This is a genomic window from Geothrix sp., from assembly GCF_020622065.1.
In the GTDB taxonomy this organism is placed as follows: Bacteria; Acidobacteriota; Holophagae; order Holophagales; family Holophagaceae; genus Geothrix.
Map to the genome: position 1 here is coordinate 1068706 of NZ_JAHRYQ010000002.1, position 17073 is coordinate 1085778.

Annotated in this window: 16 protein-coding genes; 4 read left to right on the forward strand and 12 right to left on the reverse strand. The window is 67.9% G+C overall.

Annotated features, from left to right (window positions below; genetic code table 11):
• Window positions 1-23: 23 nt before the first annotated feature.
• Window positions 24-1532 (reverse strand): hypothetical protein, encoded by a 1509-nt coding sequence (locus QZ647_RS14345; RefSeq protein ID WP_291272815.1) that lies wholly within the window; start codon window positions 1530-1532, stop codon window positions 24-26.
• A gap of 90 nt (window positions 1533-1622) precedes the next feature.
• Between QZ647_RS14345 and QZ647_RS14350 the strand changes: the two genes are divergently transcribed.
• Window positions 1623-2789 carry a trypsin-like peptidase domain-containing protein gene (locus tag QZ647_RS14350; protein WP_291272816.1) on the forward strand — a complete coding sequence of 389 codons (1167 nt, stop codon included), beginning with the start codon at window positions 1623-1625 and terminating at the stop codon, window positions 2787-2789.
• A gap of 63 nt (window positions 2790-2852) precedes the next feature.
• Here QZ647_RS14350 and QZ647_RS14355 read toward each other — a convergent pair whose 3' ends face one another.
• Window positions 2853-3905, reverse strand: coding sequence for a hypothetical protein (locus QZ647_RS14355; protein ID WP_291272817.1), 1053 nt, complete (start codon window positions 3903-3905; stop codon window positions 2853-2855).
• Window positions 3906-4053: 148 nt separating this feature from the next.
• On the opposite strand from QZ647_RS14355, the gene QZ647_RS14360 reads away from it, so the two are divergent.
• Both QZ647_RS14360 and QZ647_RS14365 read left to right on the forward strand, forming a co-directional pair.
• On the forward strand, window positions 4054-5913 hold the full coding sequence (locus tag QZ647_RS14360) for a PKD domain-containing protein (protein WP_291272818.1): 1860 nt from the start codon (window positions 4054-4056) through the stop codon (window positions 5911-5913).
• Between the two features lie 57 nt (window positions 5914-5970).
• Window positions 5971-6405 (forward strand): secondary thiamine-phosphate synthase enzyme YjbQ, encoded by a 435-nt coding sequence (locus tag QZ647_RS14365; protein WP_291272819.1) that lies wholly within the window; start codon window positions 5971-5973, stop codon window positions 6403-6405.
• 6 nt (window positions 6406-6411) lie between these two features.
• On the opposite strand, the gene QZ647_RS14370 is transcribed toward QZ647_RS14365, so the two are convergent.
• From QZ647_RS14370 to QZ647_RS14415, 10 genes are all read right to left on the reverse strand, one after another.
• Complete coding sequence (locus tag QZ647_RS14370; RefSeq protein ID WP_291272820.1) at window positions 6412-7314, reverse strand: cation diffusion facilitator family transporter; 903 nt, start codon at window positions 7312-7314, stop codon at window positions 6412-6414.
• Window positions 7315-7331: 17 nt separating this feature from the next.
• Complete coding sequence (locus tag QZ647_RS14375; RefSeq protein ID WP_291272821.1) at window positions 7332-8000, reverse strand: hypothetical protein; 669 nt, start codon at window positions 7998-8000, stop codon at window positions 7332-7334.
• 40 nt (window positions 8001-8040) lie between these two features.
• Complete coding sequence (locus QZ647_RS14380; protein ID WP_291272822.1) at window positions 8041-9270, reverse strand: Mur ligase family protein; 1230 nt, start codon at window positions 9268-9270, stop codon at window positions 8041-8043.
• Window positions 9270-10127 carry an acetyl-CoA carboxylase, carboxyltransferase subunit beta gene (accD, locus tag QZ647_RS14385; protein WP_291272823.1) on the reverse strand — a complete coding sequence of 286 codons (858 nt, stop codon included), beginning with the start codon at window positions 10125-10127 and terminating at the stop codon, window positions 9270-9272. Before accD ends, QZ647_RS14380 begins: the two co-directional genes overlap by 1 nt.
• A 27-nt stretch (window positions 10128-10154) precedes the next feature.
• Window positions 10155-11021 carry a ParB/RepB/Spo0J family partition protein gene (locus tag QZ647_RS14390; RefSeq protein WP_291272824.1) on the reverse strand — a complete coding sequence of 289 codons (867 nt, stop codon included), beginning with the start codon at window positions 11019-11021 and terminating at the stop codon, window positions 10155-10157.
• Window positions 11021-11800: a ParA family protein gene (locus QZ647_RS14395; protein WP_286354608.1), complete on the reverse strand. Its 780-nt coding sequence runs from the start codon at window positions 11798-11800 to the stop codon at window positions 11021-11023. The genes QZ647_RS14390 and QZ647_RS14395 overlap by 1 nt, the downstream gene beginning before the upstream one ends.
• A gap of 114 nt (window positions 11801-11914) precedes the next feature.
• On the reverse strand, window positions 11915-12487 hold the full coding sequence (locus QZ647_RS14400) for a hypothetical protein (protein WP_291272825.1): 573 nt from the start codon (window positions 12485-12487) through the stop codon (window positions 11915-11917).
• 232 nt (window positions 12488-12719) lie between these two features.
• Window positions 12720-13022, reverse strand: a complete 303-nt coding sequence (locus QZ647_RS14405; RefSeq protein ID WP_286354606.1) for a septum formation initiator family protein — start codon at window positions 13020-13022, stop codon at window positions 12720-12722.
• Between the two features lie 12 nt (window positions 13023-13034).
• Complete coding sequence (gene eno, locus QZ647_RS14410) at window positions 13035-14315, reverse strand: phosphopyruvate hydratase (RefSeq protein WP_291272826.1); 1281 nt, start codon at window positions 14313-14315, stop codon at window positions 13035-13037.
• Between the two features lie 73 nt (window positions 14316-14388).
• The gene (locus QZ647_RS14415; protein WP_291272827.1) at window positions 14389-15843 is read right to left on the reverse strand and encodes a hypothetical protein; all 1455 of its coding nucleotides are present in this window, start codon (window positions 15841-15843) and stop codon (window positions 14389-14391) included.
• A gap of 486 nt (window positions 15844-16329) precedes the next feature.
• Between QZ647_RS14415 and upp the strand changes: the two genes are divergently transcribed.
• Entirely contained in the window at window positions 16330-16956 is a 627-nt protein-coding gene (upp, locus tag QZ647_RS14420) for a uracil phosphoribosyltransferase (RefSeq protein WP_286354603.1), read from the forward strand.
• The last annotated feature ends 117 nt before the right edge of the window (window positions 16957-17073 follow it).

The window sequence follows — 17073 nt, forward strand, 5'->3', positions numbered from 1 at the left end:
CCGAAGCGATGCTTTCCCCGGGGTCAGTTGTCCTCCAGCAGCCCGATGGGGAAGCGCTCCTCCATGAGGGACTGGCGCTCCCTCAGGTGCTGCAGCAGGGCCTTCCACTTCGGCAGCCCCCGCAGGGGCTCCAGCATGGGACTGCGCTCGTACCAGGCCGTGCAGCCAAAGCCTCGGGCAAAGGCCCGGCCCGCCATGTCCATGGCGCTGGCCCGGTCTCCCAGCATCGCGTAGGCCTCCGCCAGCCGCAGCGTGAACTCCCCATCGGGTTCACGCATGCCGATGCGCTCCTGGTCGTACTCCCGCAGCTTCTTCCAGGCTTCATCCTTCTGGTCCGAGAGGATCAGATCGTAGATCTGGCTCAGCCGGAGGATGTTCGGGTAGCCCCTGGACAGGGCCGCGGCCGCCCGGAACTCCAGCTGCGCCAGCGTCCGGTCACCCCGCACCAGGGCCAGGTACCCGCGGTAGAAGGGGAGCACCCCGGAGGTGCTGCGCAGGTGGCCCGGCTGCTCCTGGAGGCTCGCCTCGAAGCGCTGGATCTCACCCGTGTAGAGGCAGGTGATGTCCACGGCCTGGGGTTGGATCTTGGCGAGGGCCAGCTCGTCCCGCAACGCCATGGCCCGGCGGGAGAAGGGCAGCAGGCCCGCCCCCCGGGCCGCGTAGGCGACGCCCGTCAGGAGGGTCGGATTGTGCGGCTGGCGCCGCCGGGCCTGCAGGAGCAGGTTGAGGGCGTCGGCCTGATTGCCGCTGTCGGCCTTGAGCAGCGACAGCAGGAAGGTGGCCCGCGGATGGCCCGGGGCCAATTCGAGGCCGCGCTGGAGCAGGGCCTCCGCCTCCGCTTGCTCCTGCCGGAAGGCTGCCGGATTGTTGAGCATTCGGCGGTACCGGAGGTTGCCCACGAGGATCCAGGCGCTGGCGCAATCCGGTTCTCTTGCCGCGACCCGATCCGCGAGGGTCATGGCCTCATCCAGGTGATCGTTCTGGAGGCGCCAGGCCCCGGCCTGGATCAGGTCCCAGAAGGCCGCCGGCGCCTGGGGGCACAACCGGGGACCCTGGGTCTGGAGCGTCCGCGGGAACCCGCGGAGAAAACCCTCGAAGGATGCGGAAGGGCTCAGGGGCTGGGCCTCGTGCCGGACCCAGGCGAGGGGCGTCCCCGCCGGGCGTTCCACTCCGGCGTGGCGGTAGGCCAGCGTCAGCAACTCCCCCTGGCGGGACGGCTCCAGCAGGATGGCCAAGGTGTGGGGATGGGTCCGGAGGCTCTCCAGATCCTCGGGCACGCTGGTGGCGCTCGTGATGGCCAGACCGCCGAGCTGCTCCAGGTGGTCCTGGACCAGGGCCCCGATGGCGCGGCACTGGGCGGCGTCCAGGCCTGAACCGGCGCCCGGAGGCGGTGAGATCAGCAGCACCCTGAAGGGACCGCGGAGGTTGCCGCGGGCGATCAGCCAGGCCGCGCCCGATCCCAATCCCAGAAGGAGGAGGAAGGCCAGGCCCAGCAGGAGCGTCGAGTGGCGAGAGCGGGTGGAGTCAGACATGGGGTGGCTCCAGGTTACAAGGTTTGGCGCGGCTCACCGCGGTGAAGGCGCAGACGGAGGCAAGGCCGCATAATCTCGGAGGGAGCCCCCATGATCCGCCTGTCCTGCACCCTCCTCCTCCTGACCGCCCTCCTCCAGGGCCAGGAGCCTCCCAAATCCGCCCCCACGGAGGATGCGACGATCCAGCGCTTCCGGGCCCACGCGAAGCCCCGAACCGTGACTCAGAGGGCACCCCTGGGGGCCGAGGAGAAGAACACGATCCGGCGCTTCAAGGAGGCCAAGCCCAGCGTGGTGTATGTCTCGGCCATCGCCCCCGTGCAGGACCTCCGGACTTTGGACATCACCAAGGTCCCCACCGGCACGGGCACCGGGTTCGTGTGGGATGAGTGGGGCCATGTGGTCACCAACCACCATGTCATCACCGTGGAGGAGGGTGGGCGGCGGGTCCGCGATGTGGACGAGGTGGAGGTCACGCTGGCCGACGGGAAGACCTACAAAGGCCGGGTCATCGGCACCAGCTTCGCCCTCGACATCGCCGTGCTCCAGGTCTTCGCGCCCCTGGAGGCCATGCGCCCCATCCCCATCGGGCGCAGCCACGACCTCCAGGTGGGCCAGTCCGTCATGGCCATCGGCAACCCCTTCGGCCTGGACCACTCGCTGACCAAGGGCGTCATCTCCGCGCTGGGCCGGGGGATCGACACGGGCTACAACACGCGGATCCTGAACGCCATCCAGACGGACGCCGCGGTGAACCCCGGCAACTCCGGCGGCCCGCTTCTCGACAGCACGGGGCGCCTAGTGGGCATGAACACCGCCATCGCCGCGGCCACGGGGGCCTCCGTGGGCATCGGCTTCGCCATCCCCGTCGATACCCTCAACGACATCGTGCCCAAGCTCATTGCCCGGGACCGCCTGGAACCCCCCCGCATGGGTTTCGTCGCCCTTCTCGCCTACGAGGCCCACCGGGTCTTCGGCATCACCCGTGGCCTGGTGGTGAAAGAGGTGGATGCGGATTCACCCGCCGGTCGGGCGGGGCTCCGCCCCCTGGAAGTGGATGCGGATGGGCGCGTGAAGACCATGGGCGACATCCTGCTGGCCTACCAGGGCCGGGTCATCGAGAACGAGGGCCAGTTCCTGGCCATGCTCGAGCTCGAGCCCCCCGCCGACGAGGTCGTCTTCGATGTCCTGCGGGAGGGCCAGGTCATCAAGGTGACCCTCCGCCTCAAAGGCAGCAAAGCCGCCCCGGCCAGCCTCTGATTCCCGGACCCGGCGCCCAGATCCAAGTTCAGGCCCAAGTTCAGACCCGAGTTCGGGTTTGGATCAATGCGTGTGCCGCGGTCCCGCCTCTTCCACGGGGGATGGGGCCGGCACGGCCCCCTTCGCGGGCCGTGCCTTCGGATCCAGATAGCGCAGGGGCACCTTCAGGGACGCCTCCAGGTTGGAGCACCGGAGCACCAGCATGGCTTCGGCCGTGCGGCCCGTGCGGCGGATCCGCAGCACCTGGCGGGCAGCCTCCGGCCCCGGGGCGTCCAGCAGGCTGAAGCCCTGCCCCTCGATCTCAGTCTTCAGAATGCGGAAGGGGCGGCCATCGCGGGCCGTCAGCTCCACGCTGAGGAGCGTGGTCTTCGGGTCCGTGAACACCAGGCGCGAGGGGCTGGCCATCACCGGCTGCACGATCCGCCAGTCCACATACAGCGTGAACAGGGGCTGCTGGGGGGCGTTGGTGGCCACTTTCAGCACCTCCAGCCCCGCCGCCACGCCGGGCTGGAGCCGACCAGGCCGCAGGGTCAGGCGCAAGTCTCCGGTCTCGCCCTCGTGGATCAGGTCTGCCTCGAGGTGGGGCGGGAGCTCGGAGGCCAGCACCAGCTTGAGGGGGTCGCCACCCTCGCGGCGAAAATGGAAGCGGAGCTCCGGGCTCTCGTGGGGTGCCACCTCGCCCAAGGTCTTCCGCTCGGCATCCACCGACACCTCGGGCCGCACGATCATGTCGTAGCGCAGGATGTAGTTGGGCTGCCCGGGATCGTCCGTGCCCAGGCGCACCGCCCCCTTGATGAACCCCAGCAGGCCCGACGGATCCACCTTCACCTTCACCCGACGGACCTCGCCCGGCTGCAGGGGTGCGGCCAGCTGGTCCCCCTCCAGGCTCAGGCCGAGGGAAAGGTCCAGCACGCGGAGGTGGAAGGGCCGGTCGTGGGTGCTCTTGATGCCGTAGACCGCCTCGCGGATCTCGCGCGGCCCCACGCTTCCCAGGTGCACCGGAAAGGGCGTGGTCAGCTCGATGCGCGCGGGCGGCACGGGATCTGGGGGCGGGGTCGTGGCCGGGGCGGGTACCGGCGTCTGCAGCAGGAGGAGGAAGGCGGAGACGAGGAGCATGTCGGGTCCTGGAAGGGTCCCACCAGTGTGCCCTGGAGGCGCCGAGAGGACCCGGATGTTAATTGTTGTTAAGACCGCCGAATTCACCTCGCGGTCACGCCCGGGGCGGGTGGAATGGGGTGGAATCCTTCCTTTCCACGAGGTGACCATGCGCGCGTTCCGCATCCTGTTGATCCCGATCCTGGCCCTGAGCCTGGGTCTGGGCCTGAGGGCCCAGACCCCGAAAAAGATCCTCTTCGACCACACCCGGCACGAAGAGGCCGGCACCTCGGCCGAGTGGGTGATCTGCTCCGCCAGCGAGCCCAACCCCAGCCCGGCCGCGCCTGCCTCCGAAGCGGACTGGAACGGCGGCATCAGCGCCTGGGGCTTCGACCTCTTCAAGGCCGGGTATGCGGTGCAGACGCTCCCGCCCACGGGGCGTGTGACCTATGGCGATGCCACCAATCCCCAGGACCTGAGCAACTACGCGGTCTATGTCATCCCTGAGCCGTATCTGAAGTTCACGACCGCTGAGAAGCAGGCCATCTTCACCTTCGTGCAGAACGGCGGCGGCCTCTTCATGGTCGGCAACCATCCTGGTGCCGTCCGCTACAGCGGCACGGGCGGAACCGACGCCTACACGGTGTTCAACGATCTGGTGACAGTGAACGGCGGCAATCCCTACGGCTTCTCGTTTGTGCCTGGACACGGGCCGGGCGATGCGCTGGCGAACACCACCAGCACGGCCTTCGCCCTGGGCACCAGCCCCGCCGAGCAGGCCATCATCCGCGGGACTTACGGCTCGCTGGGCCTGATGGACTTCCATTCCTACTCCTACCTGAACCTCAACCCCGCCCAGAACCCGAATGTGCAGGAGATCCTCCATACCCAGGTGTCGGGAGACACCGGCTCCTTCATCGTGACCTGCACCGTGGGGGCCGGCCGGGTGGTGGCCATCAGCGACAGCGCCCCGGCCGATGACGGCACCACCAGCACTTCCGGCAAGGCCCTCCACAACAGCTACACCCTCAACAGCAACCGGGCCTTCTTCCTCAACGCCACCACCTACCTGGCGGGGGCGGCCAGCGCTCCGGTCCCGGTGGTGGGCATCGTCTCCCCCGCCTCCAATCCGACGATCACCGCCGGAGGTGCCGTGACCTTCCAGGGCAGCGCCAGCATCTCGGATGGCAGCACCCTGAGCTACGGCTGGGCTTTCGGAGACGGCGGCACCGCCGCGGCCCTCGGCCCTGTCAGCCACGCCTACCCCACGGCCGGCACCTACACGGCCACCTTCACGGCCACCAGCAATCAGGGGCAGGCCGCTTCGGCCACCCGCACCATCACCGTGAACGCCGCCTCCTTCACCCTCACCGCCAGCGCCGGCACGGGCGGAGCCATCAGCCCGGCGGGTGCCGTCAGCGTGGCGAACGGCGGAAGCCAGACCTTTACCATCTCCCCGGCCGCGGGCTATGTGATCAGCAGCGTCACCGTGGATGGCGTCAACCAGGGGGCGCTCGGCACCTACACCTTCAGCAATGTGACCGCCAACCACACCATCGCGGCGGCCTTCACCGCCAGCGCCGGATCCAGCCTGACCGAGTCCTTCAACACCGGCACCAAAGGCGCCTACGCCATCGGCACCGTGGCCCTGGCCACCGGCACCTGGACCTTGGATGACGCCCTCCTGGGCAATACCACCAGCGACCGGAAGGCTGGCGCCCAGAGTGTGCGCGTCCGCAACAGCGGCAAGGTGACCATGGGCTTCACCTTCCCCACCGGGGCCAAGACCGTCTCCCTCAAGCACGCCAAGTACGGCACCGACGGCAATTCCACCTGGGGCCTCTGGTACTCCACCAACGGCGGCGCCACCTGGACCCAGGCCGGCAGCACCGTGACCACCTCCTCCACCACGCTCGCCACCGCCACCTTCACCGTCAATGTGGCCGGCGGCATCCGGTTCGAGGTCCGCAAGACCGATGGTAGTGCCAACCGCATGAATTTCGACGATTTCCAGATCGTCGGCTACTGATCCCCCCGATTTCACGAACCCCGGGTTCCGGCCCGGGGTTTTCGTTATGCTTCGCCCATGAAGAGCCATCGGAAGGTCCTCACGCTCCATGTCCCCGGCCGGACCGGCTTCGTGAACATCACGGAGGAAGTGGCCGCCGCCGTCCGGGACAGCGGGGTGCAGGAGGGCCTCTGCCTGGTGAACTCCATGCACATCACTTCCAGCGTGTTCATCAATGATGAGGAATCCGGCCTCAAGCAGGACTACCTCCGCTGGCTGGAGCGGCTGGCGCCCTTCAATCCGGGATCCGATCCCGCCCAGGGAGGCTACCTCCACAACCGCAGCGGCGAGGACAACGGCGACGCCCATCACAAGCGCCAGATCATGGGCCGGGAGGTGGTGGTGGCCATCACCGGCGGCCGCCTGGATTTCGGCACCTGGGAGCAGATCTTCTACGGCGAATTCGACGGCCGGCGGGACAAGCGCATCCTTATTAAGATCATCGGGGAATGATCGGCCTCAGACCTCGTCGGGCTCCACGAAGAGGTGCTGGATCTGGGGAAAACGCTCGTGGAGGCGGCGCTCCAGGGCATTGATGGCCGCCACCAGGGCCGTGCCGCTGGGCTGGTCCCGGAACTTCACCTGCAGGGCCACCATGAGACGGTCGCTCCCCACGAGGACGGCCACCAGATTCAGCACGCGGTCCACCGCCGGATCCTCGTCCACGGCGGCGCGGAGGGCCGCCCTCAACGCCAGGGGCGGCGCCTCGTTCAGGAGGAGGCTGGTCACCTCCACGCCGACGAAGCCCGCCACGGCGATGAGGAGGACGCCGATGGCCACGCTCCCGATGCCGTCCCACACGGGGTTGCCCGTGACCAGGGTCAGCAGCACGGCGGCCAGGGCGAACAGCAGGCCCAGGAGGGCTGCGATGTCCTCCGCCAGCACCACCACCAATTCGGTGCTGCTGGATTGGCGCAGGTACCGCAGCAGGGAGCGCCCCCGTCGCTCGGGTCCAGCCGCGCGGAGGGCGCCGCGCAGGGACCAACCCTCCAGACCGAGGGCGAAGGCCAGCAGGGCCACGGCCCATCCGAGCTGGTGCGGCTGCTCGGGATGCCGGATCTTGTGGAGGCCCTCCACCAGGGAGTAGAGCCCGCCCACACTGAAGAGCAGCAGGGCCACCAGGAAGCTGGCCACGAAGGCTGCCTGGCCGTGCCCCAGGGGATGCTTCGCCGTGGCCGGCTTGGCGCCCTGGCGCATGCCGAGGAAGAGCAGGGCCTGGTTGATGCAGTCCGCGGTGGAGTGGATGGCTTCGGTCAGGAGGCTCGAACTGCCCGTGAGCAGGAAGACGCCGAACTTGGAGACGGCGATTCCCCCGTTGGCGACGAGGGCGAGGGCGACGGCGCGAGCGGAACCGGAGGACATGGGTCCAGGTTAGCGCCTCAGTCCCAGTGGCGAATCCAGGCTGGATCGTACTTGCCGTCCGCCGTCCGCGGATCGGTCTCCACAACCGGGTGCTCGATGCCGAGCTCCCGCAGCCCGGCCAGCAGCGACTCCGTCCGCTGTTTCTGAAGGGTCGGCTTGAGGGCCTTGGTCGCGGGGACCTGCACGACCCAGCGGCCCGGTGCGCCCCAGGCCTCCACCCAGGTCTTCAGTTTCTGGTGCCCGGCGGGACTCAGGTCGGCGCGCTGGGGCAGGAAGAAGATCACCCCTTCCTGCGGCGGCGGCCCCGCCGGCCGGTCAGGTTGGACCGGGACGGGGATCGGTCCGGGCTCCGGGAGGGCAAGGACCGGCAGGCCCGCCAGATCCTCGCGGCAGGCCAGATCCCCCTTCAGCGGATAGGCGGCTCCAATGGGCTCGAAGCGCGCTTCGGCCTCGGTGGCCCGCACCTCGACCACCCGGAAATGTCCCAGCGTCCTGGCTTCGCCCGGATGTCGGAAGGCCAGGCGGTGGCCCACCCGGAGCCCGCGGTCCTGGCCTCCTTCCAGCCGGTAGATGCGGTCGGCGACTTCGTAGGGGGGCAGGCCCTTGCGCTCCACCGCGAGGATGCGGTGCGGCGCCTGGGCGCCCAGGGCACCCGCGAGGCAGGCCATCAACAGGATTCGTCGCACGCCATCTCATCGGCCGACGCGCCCCGGAACTTGGGTCCGGTCAGCGGGCGGGAATCCCGAACTCGCGCAGCAGGTCGCCCACCAGGTAGAGGGAGCCCGTCACCAGGCGCGGGGCATCGGAGGGCGCCTTCAGGTGGGCCACCGCCTGCCGCAGGGTCAGCATCGGGGCCTCCAGTCCCCAGGCCTGCCCCAGGGCCGAGGCCGTGGCGTACCGTGGGGCATCGCCCTGGATGAAGGTCACCGACAGGGGTCGCATCCGCTTCAGCTCCGCGGCCACGCCCGCCAAGTCCTTGTCGCCCATGGCCCCGAAGGAGAGGTGGGGCCGGACGCCGCAAGCCAGGGCATGATCGGCGAGCACCCGGGCTCCATCGGGGTTGTGGGCGCCGTCCATCCACACGCCTTCGAGCCCAGGCACCCTCCAGAGGCGGCCGGGCCAGCGGGTCTCGGCCACCCCCGGCCACAGGCGGTCATCGGGAATGGGGAAACCCAGGGCCTGGAGCTGACGCACCACCTCGAAGGCCGTGGCCAGGTTGTCCAGCTGGTGGAGCCCCGCCAGCCCCACGCGCCTGCCGCCGACTCGCGAGTGGTCCCAGCGGATGTCGGCGGGCCCCAGGTGGGGCGCGGGATGCAGGGTGGGCTCGCTGGAGAGGAGGGGGCGGATCCACGCGGGATCGAGGGTGGGGCCCAGCACGAGGGGACGGCCGTCGCGGGCCGTGCAGAGTTTCTCCCGGGCGATGGCCTCCCGGGTGTCGCCCAGGTACTGCTGGTGGTCCAGGCCCACGCTGGTGAGCACGGTGAGGAGGGGTTCCGTGGCATTGGTGGCATCCCAGCGCCCGCCCATGCCCACCTCGACCAGGGCGACTTCCACGCCGGTCATGCGGAAGGCCGAGAGGGCCGCCGTGATCATCAACTCGAAGTAGGTGGCCTGGAGGCCCGCCCGGGCCTCGGCCTCGAAGGCCTCTCCCAGCAACAGCTCCAGGGCGCCGGCACCGATGGGCTCGCCATCCACCCAGATGCGCTCGGTGACATCCACCAGATGAGGCGAGGTGGTCCACCCCACCACGAAGCCCGCGGCCTTCAGCATGTGCGCCAGGAAGGCCCCGGTGCTGCCCTTGCCGTTGGTGCCCGCGATGAGGATGACCGGGTAGCCCTCGTCGGGGCGGCCCAGCCCATCCAGCAGGGCATGGATGTTCTCCAGCCCGCACTTGATGCCGAGGTGTCCCCGCTCTTGAAGGCGCGGAATGTTGACGAGGTCCAGGCCGCCGTTCATCAGTCCCTGGGCGAAGGCATCATCCACACCAGGCAGGCGGCGATGAAATCCTTGAGGTGATCGCGGTTCACCACCTTGTCCACCATGCCGTGGGCCTGAAGGAATTCCGAGCGCTGGAAGCCCTCGGGAAGGCTCTGCTTGATGGTCTGCTCGATGACGCGGGGGCCGGCGAAGCCGATGAGAGCCTTGGGCTCGGCGATGTTCAGGTCGCCCAGCATGGCGAAGCTGGCACTCACACCGCCCGTGGTGGGATCGGTCAGGATGCTGAGGTAGGGCAGGCCGGCCTTGTCGAGCTTGGCCAGGGCGGCGCTGACCTTGGCCATCTGCATGAGGGACAGGGTGCCCTCCTGCATGCGGGCACCCCCGCTGCAGCTCACGATGAGGAAGGCGCACTGCTTCTCCAGGGCCCGCTCAGCCCCCAGCCGCATCTTCTCACCCACCACACTGCCCATGCTGGCGGCCAGGAAGTCGAAGTTCATGACGGCGGCCACCACCGGGGTGCCCGAGAGGGTGCCCTCCACCACGACCACGGCATCCTCGGTCTGGCCCGCCTGCTCCAGCTTCTTCAGCTGGTCCTTGTAGCTCTTGGTGGAGACGAACCCGAGGGGGTCCCCGCTCCGCAGGTGGCTGAAGAGGACGGTCCAGCCCTCGTCCATCAGGTTCTCCAGCCGCTCATCCACCCCGATGCGGAAGTGGTAGCCGCACTTGGGGCAGACATTGTGGGTGTTGACCAGCTCCTTGCGGTAGATCAACTCCTTGCAGGCCTCGCACTTGATCCAGAGGCCCTCGGGCACGCGGACGGTCTTCTCCTCGACGGCGGTCTTCTGCTGACGCTTCTTCACGAACCAGGACGACATGGGGACTCCTAACCTTGGGACACGGTGCTAGCGGCGCTTCGCCGGACCGTGCTTGAGGGCCTCGAAGAGGCGGTCCAACTCGCCTTCGCTGCCGTAGTGCATGACCAGGGTGCCCGTCTTGCCTTTGGCCTTGATCTCGATGCGGGTGCCCCAGGACTGGGTGAGCTCCTCCGCCGCGGCCTTGATAAACAACTCCTGGGGATGCTTCTTCTTGCCCTTCGTCTTGCTCTGCTTCTGGAGGTGCTGGATGCGGGCCTCCAGGGCGCGCACGCTCAGCTGTTGTTCCACGACCTCATGGGCGAGCTGTTCCTGAAGGCGGGGATCCGCCACGCCGAGCAGCACCTTGGCATGGCCGGTGCTGAGACGGCCGTGGGAGACATCCGCCTTCAACTCCGCCGGGAGGCGCAGCAGGCGCAGGGTGTTGGCGACCTGCGGACGCGACTTGCCGACGCGGTCCGCCACCTGCTCCTGGGTGAGCCGGAGGTGTTCCCCCAGCTGCCAGTAGGCCGTGGCCTCCTCGATGGGGTTCAACTCCTGGCGCTGGATGTTCTCGACCAGGGCGAATTCCAACAGGCGGTCGTCCGGGACCTCCTTGATCACCACCGGCACCATGGCGATGCCGGCCTTCCGGGCCGCCCGCCAGCGGCGCTCGCCGGCGATGATCTCGAACTGCTCGCCGACCTTGCGGACGACGATGGGCTGGACCATGCCGTGCTGCTTCAGGCTTTCGGCCAGCTCCGCCAGGGCGGTCTCGTCGAAGTGCGTGCGGGGCTGGGCGCGGTTGGGCACCAGGCTGCCCAGGGGCAGCTCTCGCTGGTTGGCATCGTCCGGCGCCATCTGGCTCATGAGCGAGGTCAGTCCCCGGCCCAGGGCCGGGCGCTTCAGCTGGGTCATCAAGCTTCCCTCCTCGCGGGCACATCCAACTCCAACCACTCCTTGGCGAGGTTGAGGTAGGCCTGGGCGCCCTTGGATCGCAGGTCGTAGAAGGCCACGGGCTTGCCGTGGCTGGGTGCCTCGGCGAGCCGGATGTTGCGGGGAATCATGGTCTGGAAGACCTTGCCCGGGAAGGCGTGGCGCACTTCGGCGGCGACCGCCGCCCCGAGGTTGGTCCGCTCCTCCGCCATGGTCAGCAGGATTCCACCGAGCCGGAGGCGGGGGTTCGGACCGGCCTGGATGCGCCGGAGCGTTTCGGTGAGTTCTGCCAGTCCATCGAGCGCGAAGAACTCGCAAGGCATGGGGACGATGACCTCGTCCGCCGCGGTGAGGGCGTTCAGGGTGATCATGCCGAGGCTGGGCGGCGGATCGATGAGGATGTAGTCGAAGCGGTCCATGAGCGGCGCAAGACCCTGCCTCAGCACCTGGAGCTGGGGCAGCTCGAAGAGTTCGAACTCCAGCTGCGCCAGATCCTTGCCTGCGGGGATCACCTGCATCATGGGCACTTCCGTGCTCAGCACGAGGGCTTCGGCTGGGGCGCCCTTCATCAGCGCGTAGGATCCCGCACGGTGGTCCGGCTTGGGGAACCCGAGACCAGTGGTGCTGTGGCCCTGAGGATCGAAGTCCACCAGCAGAACCATCTTCTCCATCATCGCAAGCGAAGCTGCGAGGTTGATGGCCGTCGTGGTCTTGCCCACCCCGCCTTTCTGGTTGGCCAATGCCACCACCCGGGCTCGCATCAGGCGGCCCTCATCATCGCTCTGGCGCTGGACAAACCACGCATCTCGGCATCCCTTCGGGTGTGGAACACGCCAGTCTAGCAGGTCGGGTTCCACGGCGAAGTGCCGGTGCGATCAGTGGCGCATCCGCAGCAGGAGCGAGGGTTCTGGATGAACAATCCCCAACCGCCGGACCGGGCCGGAAAGCCACAAGTCGTGCCACGCGCCCTCCGCGTCCAGCGCGAGGCTCACGGTGACCACCTCGCCTCCCGCCGTGTGGAGCCGCCAGGTGCCGGGGCCTTCAGTCCGGGCGAGCCAGGCCGCCGCGACGGCGCTGCCGGTTCCGCAGCAGAGCGTTTCGCCTTCGACGCCGCGCTCCCAGGAACGGATGCGCGCCTCGCCCGGCCCGAGCACCTCGACCACATTCACATTGGTTCCGCCGATGAGGGAGGCGTGATGGCGGAGCGGCGGCGCCAGGACCGGGAGGTCCACCGCCGCCACGGATGGCACGCGCAGGACCAGCTGCGGGTTGCCGATCCAGCCGAAGCCCGCGGGTACCTCCGTGGCCATGGGAACGGGCCGCAGGCCGAAGCCCGTCCCCTCGGGCATGCGGATGCCGACACCGTCTTCGTCCCGGCGCAGGAGAATGCGCTCGCCGCTGGAGAGCGCTTCGACCAGGGGGCCTTCCGGGGCTCCCGGGAGGGCCATGGCCGCCCGGCTTCCATTGGAACAAAAGGATTTAGAGCCGTCGGTATCCCAGTGCTCCAGCTGCCAGAACCCCGATTCCGGCTTTTGCATCAAAAAAAGGCCATCTAAACCGAACCCGTGGCCCCTCGGGCAGAAGATTTTCGCATAATCCTCGCCAGAACAATCTTTAGCCTCATCAGCCCAGAGGTAGCCGAACACATTGCCCGAGGCGGAGGCGAGATGCAGTTCCAAGCTACCGCTCCCGGTTGCGGAAGGTGTAGACCGTCTCGCCGGGGCGCGCGTAGCCCTGGCGGCGGGCCAGGGCTTCCATGAGCTCGGGGTCCTTCGCCGCCAGGCGCTGGACCTCCTCCAGCAGCTCCCGGTTGCGCCGGTTAAGCTCGACCAGCCGGGCGTGGGCGGTGGCCAGCTCCGCTTCGCGCTTGCGCAGTTCGGGCAGGCCGCCCTCCGAGAAGAGCAGCGCCATCAGGGAGAGCAGGCCCGAGGCTCCCAGCACGCCCCACAGGGTGGAGGACTTCAGGAGCCAGTTGGCGTTCATGCCCGGGTTCTCCTAACTAAGGCGGGATCCGAAGGCCTCGCGGCCCGCATACTGGGCGGCGGCGCCCAGTTCCCACTCGATTTGAAGCAGGCGGTTGTACTTGGCCACGCGGTCGGTGCGGCAGGGGGCTCCGGTCTTGATCTGCCCGGCGCCGGTGGCCACGGCCAGGTCCGCGATGAAGCTGTCCTCGGTCTCGCCGCTCCGGTGGCTGATGATGGCCCGGTAGCCGGCCTTGTGGGCCATGTCCACGGCCTTCAGGGTCTCGGTGACCGTCCCGATCTGGTTCAGCTTGATCAGGATGGCATTGGCCACGCCCTCCTGGATGCCCTTGGCGAGGATCGCCGGGTTGGTCACGAAGAGGTCGTCGCCCACCAGCTGGGTCTTGGCGCCCATGGCGACGGTCTGGGCCTTCCAGCCCTTCCAATCCCCCTCGGCGAAGCCGTCCTCGATGGAGACGATGGGGTGCCGGGCCACCAGGCCTTCGTAATACGCCACCAGCTGGGCCGGGGTCTTGTGGGCGCCGTCCAGGGCGTAGGTCTTGCCCGTGTGGAATTCGCTGGCGGCGCAGTCCAGCCCCAGGAAGACATCCTTGCCGAGCTTGAACCCCGCCTTCTTCACGGCCTCGCCAATGAGCTCCAAGGCCTCTTCATTGGAGCCCAGGTTCGGAGCGAATCCGCCCTCGTCCCCGACCCCCGTCGACAGCTTACGGGCCTTCAGGACGCCCTTGAGGGCATGGTAGACCTCGACTCCCCAGCGGAGGGCCTCCCGGAAGCTCGGGGCACCCACCGGCAGCGCCATGAACTCCTGGATGTCCACATTGTTGTCCGCGTGCGCCCCGCCGTTGAGGATGTTCATCATCGGCACGGGGAGCAGCCGCGCGGAGGCTCCGCCCAGATAGCGGTAGAGGGGCATGCGGGAGGCCTGGGCCGCGGCGTCGGCCAGGGCCATGGATACGCCCAGGATGGCGTTCGCGCCCAGGCGGGCCTTGTTCTCAGTCCCATCCAGGTCGCACATCAGCTCGTCGAGCTCGGCTTGCTGGAGCGGATCCATGCCCTGCAGCGCGACCGCCAGTTCGACATTGATGGCGTCCACGGCGCCGAGGACGCCCTTCCCGAGGTAGCGCTTCTTGTCGCCATCTCGGCGCTCGAGGGCTTCGCGGCTCCCCGTGGAGGCACCCGAGGGAACAAGGGCCTGACCGACCGTCCCATCGGAAAGGTGCACTCGAGCCAGCACCGTGGGATTACCCCGGCTGTCGAGCACTTCGAGGGCGGCAATGCGGTCGATGATGATCATGGAGACACCCGGCTCAGAGAGGCGCGCCAGCGCGCCCCTCTGATCTTAGCCAGGTTGGATGAGCCGATTGGCCCTACTTCTTGGCGGCCTTCTTCGGCGCGGCCTTCTTCACGACCTTCTTGGCGGCCGGCTTCTTGGCGGCGGCCTTCTTCGGCGCGGCCTTCTTCACGGCCTTCTTCACGACCTTCTTGGCGGCCGGCTTCTTGGCGGCGGCCTTCTTCGGCGCGGCCTTCTTCACGGTCTTCTTGGCAGCGGCCTTCTTCGGCGCAGCCTTCTTCGCGGCGGCCTTCTTCGGCGCAGCCTTCTTCGCAGCAGCCTTCTTCGGCGCGGCCTTCTTCACGACCTTCTTGGCAGCCGGCTTCTTGGCGGCGGCCTTCTTCGGCGCGGCCTTCTTCACGGCCTTCTTGGCAGCCGGCTTCTTGGCGGCGGCCTTCTTCGGCGCGGCCTTCTTCGCGGCGGGCTTCTTGGCGGCGGCCTTCTTCTTGGGGGCAGCCTTCTTCGCCGGCTTCTTGGCGGCGACGGGTTCGGTGGGGGCGACCAGGTTGGTCAGTTCGGCCATGGGTGGCTCCTTTGCGCCCTTTTGGGCGAGGTTGGAAGGGGTCGTACGGAAAGATGGTTTGTCCTTAGCATCTTTCATGCCAGGTGCGGACACATCTTTCCGCGGGGTGGATGGGCGTTCCTTGGCTGCAGATGCAGCCGTGGGGGCTTGCGCCGCCTCAGCGGCAGAGCCGGTCTTGCCCTTGGGCTTCGCGGCTTTTTTCGGGGGCTCCACGCCAGCCAGGATCTGGGCCAGGCGCTTGCCGGGATAGTAGTCATCGAGAAGGGCATCGCCGATGACCAGGCCATGGACACCCAGGGCCTCCATCTGCTTGATCTGCTCCAACCGGTGGATGCCGCCCTCGACCAGCTTCAGGCAGCTCTTGGGCACCTTCTTGACCAGCGCCACGGCCTGATCCCATGAGGCGGCCCATGTATCGAGGTTCCTCCCCACGGCGCAGATGATGTCGGCGCCCGCTTCCACGGCGCGCTGCAACTCAGCCTCCGAGGTCACCTCGACCACGACATCAAGTCCCTTGCTGGTGGCGAACTTCAGGAGCACCTGGAGGCGCTCATCGCTCAGCAGGGCTGGCATCAGGAAGATGGCGTCCGCGCCGAGGATCTTGCTCTCCTCGACCTGGTACTCCTCGAAGATGAACTCGCGGCGGATCAAGGGCACCTTCACCTGGCCCCGGACTTCGGAGAGGTGCTTGTCCTCGCCGTAGTAGAGGAACTTGTCCGTGGCCACCGACAGGGCCCGGGCTCCGTTTTCGACCAGGCTCTTGGCATGGGTCGAGGCTTTGTACGACTCCCGGACCTGGCCACGGCCGGGATCGCCCCCGGCCACCTCACCTAAGATAGTGATTCCAGGCTGGCTAAGCTCTTCCTTCAACGAATGATGACCCTTGTAGGCATCTTTCACCGCCACAGGGCCCCGCTGCTTCTTGATTTCCACATCCAGGGCCTTGAAGATGGCGACTTTCTTTAGCATTTCCCACGCTCCAAATCTCAGATACCTCGCTGTTGGCCCTATGGGGAAGATGATCGGTCGTTTTTCCTCTGATTCAACATAAAACCAGCGATCTGGATGAGGTCAACAGAGAAAAACGAAAAATCTTCATTTTTTTTGACGCTACCTCCCCCCCAGGTGCCCATTCGTTTCCCACTCGGGTGAACCGCTTTCTCCTCCATCCGATCCACGCGATCACCGCTGGATCCAGCAACGCCGCATCGATGCGCGTGTTCGCGCCGACCCCTGGGAACCCGCACCATCGCGCGCTTCACGGCCTGCGATCCCTTCGGCCACACTCCGTCGCGATCCTGGCCTGGAACCGTCGGAACGCCCTGTGCGCGGGTGGTTCCGCTTCGTGCCGCGGGTCGCAGGCTCCTCCTGTTAGGCTTCAACTCGCGCCATCCATCACCTCTGCGGCGCCGTGAATGCGGCCCGTGGAACCCCGCCGAAACGCCCGAGGCACCCATGACGATCCATGTGCTTGACCATCCCCTCGTCCATCACAAGCTCTCCCTCATCCGTGATCGCAAGACACCCGGCAGCCTCTTCCGTGCGCTGATCGAAGAGGTCGGCCTGATCCTCGCGGTCGAATCGACGCGCGACCTTCCCGTCGAATCCGTGGTCGTGGAAACGCCGCTGGAGCGCACCACCACGCTCCGCCTGAAGTCCCTCGATCTGGTGCTGGTCCCCGTACTGCGTGCTGGGCTCGGCCTGCTGCCCTCCTTCCTGCAGCTGCTCCCGACGGCCAAGGTCGGCCACCTCGGGCTCTACCGCGATCACGATTCCCTGGTGCCCGTACCCTACTACCGGAACTTCCCGCCCATGCTCGAGGCGCGCCCCGTCTTCGTGCTCGACCCCATGCTCGCCACGGGCGGCAGCGCATCGGAAGCGGTCCGACAGCTCAAGAGCGCCGGCGCCGTGAACCTCACCCTCGTCGCACTGCTCGCCGCCCCCGAGGGCCTCGAGCGCCTCCACGCCGACCATCCCGACCTGAAAATCGTCGTGGGCGCCGTCGACCGCCAGCTCAACGACAAGGGCTACATCCTCCCTGGCCTGGGCGACGCGGGCGACCGGCTGTTCGGAACGGCCTAGGCCCATTAGAACCCTCGGTACAGCCCCGGCGGGCGTCGCGATGCCGCGTCACGCACGCCGTGCGCAGTGCCCCCGCTACGCGTCTCCCCGCGCGATCTCGGGAAGGGTGTTAGGCGC

Coding starts and splice junctions, on each gene's coding strand:
- QZ647_RS14345 (WP_291272815.1), bottom strand. CDS start 1,532: ATGTCTGACTCCACCCGCTCTCGCCACTCGACGCTCCTGCTGGGCCTG.
- QZ647_RS14350 (WP_291272816.1), top strand. CDS start 1,623: ATGATCCGCCTGTCCTGCACCCTCCTCCTCCTGACCGCCCTCCTCCAG.
- QZ647_RS14355 (WP_291272817.1), bottom strand. CDS start 3,905: ATGCTCCTCGTCTCCGCCTTCCTCCTCCTGCTGCAGACGCCGGTACCC.
- QZ647_RS14360 (WP_291272818.1), top strand. CDS start 4,054: ATGCGCGCGTTCCGCATCCTGTTGATCCCGATCCTGGCCCTGAGCCTG.
- QZ647_RS14365 (WP_291272819.1), top strand. CDS start 5,971: ATGAAGAGCCATCGGAAGGTCCTCACGCTCCATGTCCCCGGCCGGACC.
- QZ647_RS14370 (WP_291272820.1), bottom strand. CDS start 7,314: ATGTCCTCCGGTTCCGCTCGCGCCGTCGCCCTCGCCCTCGTCGCCAAC.
- QZ647_RS14380 (WP_291272822.1), bottom strand. CDS start 9,270: ATGAACGGCGGCCTGGACCTCGTCAACATTCCGCGCCTTCAAGAGCGG.
- accD (WP_291272823.1), bottom strand. CDS start 10,127: ATGTCGTCCTGGTTCGTGAAGAAGCGTCAGCAGAAGACCGCCGTCGAG.
- QZ647_RS14390 (WP_291272824.1), bottom strand. CDS start 11,021: ATGACCCAGCTGAAGCGCCCGGCCCTGGGCCGGGGACTGACCTCGCTC.
- QZ647_RS14395 (WP_286354608.1), bottom strand. CDS start 11,800: ATGCGAGCCCGGGTGGTGGCATTGGCCAACCAGAAAGGCGGGGTGGGC.
- QZ647_RS14400 (WP_291272825.1), bottom strand. CDS start 12,487: ATGGCCCTCCCGGGAGCCCCGGAAGGCCCCCTGGTCGAAGCGCTCTCC.
- QZ647_RS14405 (WP_286354606.1), bottom strand. CDS start 13,022: ATGAACGCCAACTGGCTCCTGAAGTCCTCCACCCTGTGGGGCGTGCTG.
- eno (WP_291272826.1), bottom strand. CDS start 14,315: ATGATCATCATCGACCGCATTGCCGCCCTCGAAGTGCTCGACAGCCGG.
- QZ647_RS14415 (WP_291272827.1), bottom strand. CDS start 15,843: ATGCTAAAGAAAGTCGCCATCTTCAAGGCCCTGGATGTGGAAATCAAG.
- upp (WP_286354603.1), top strand. CDS start 16,330: ATGACGATCCATGTGCTTGACCATCCCCTCGTCCATCACAAGCTCTCC.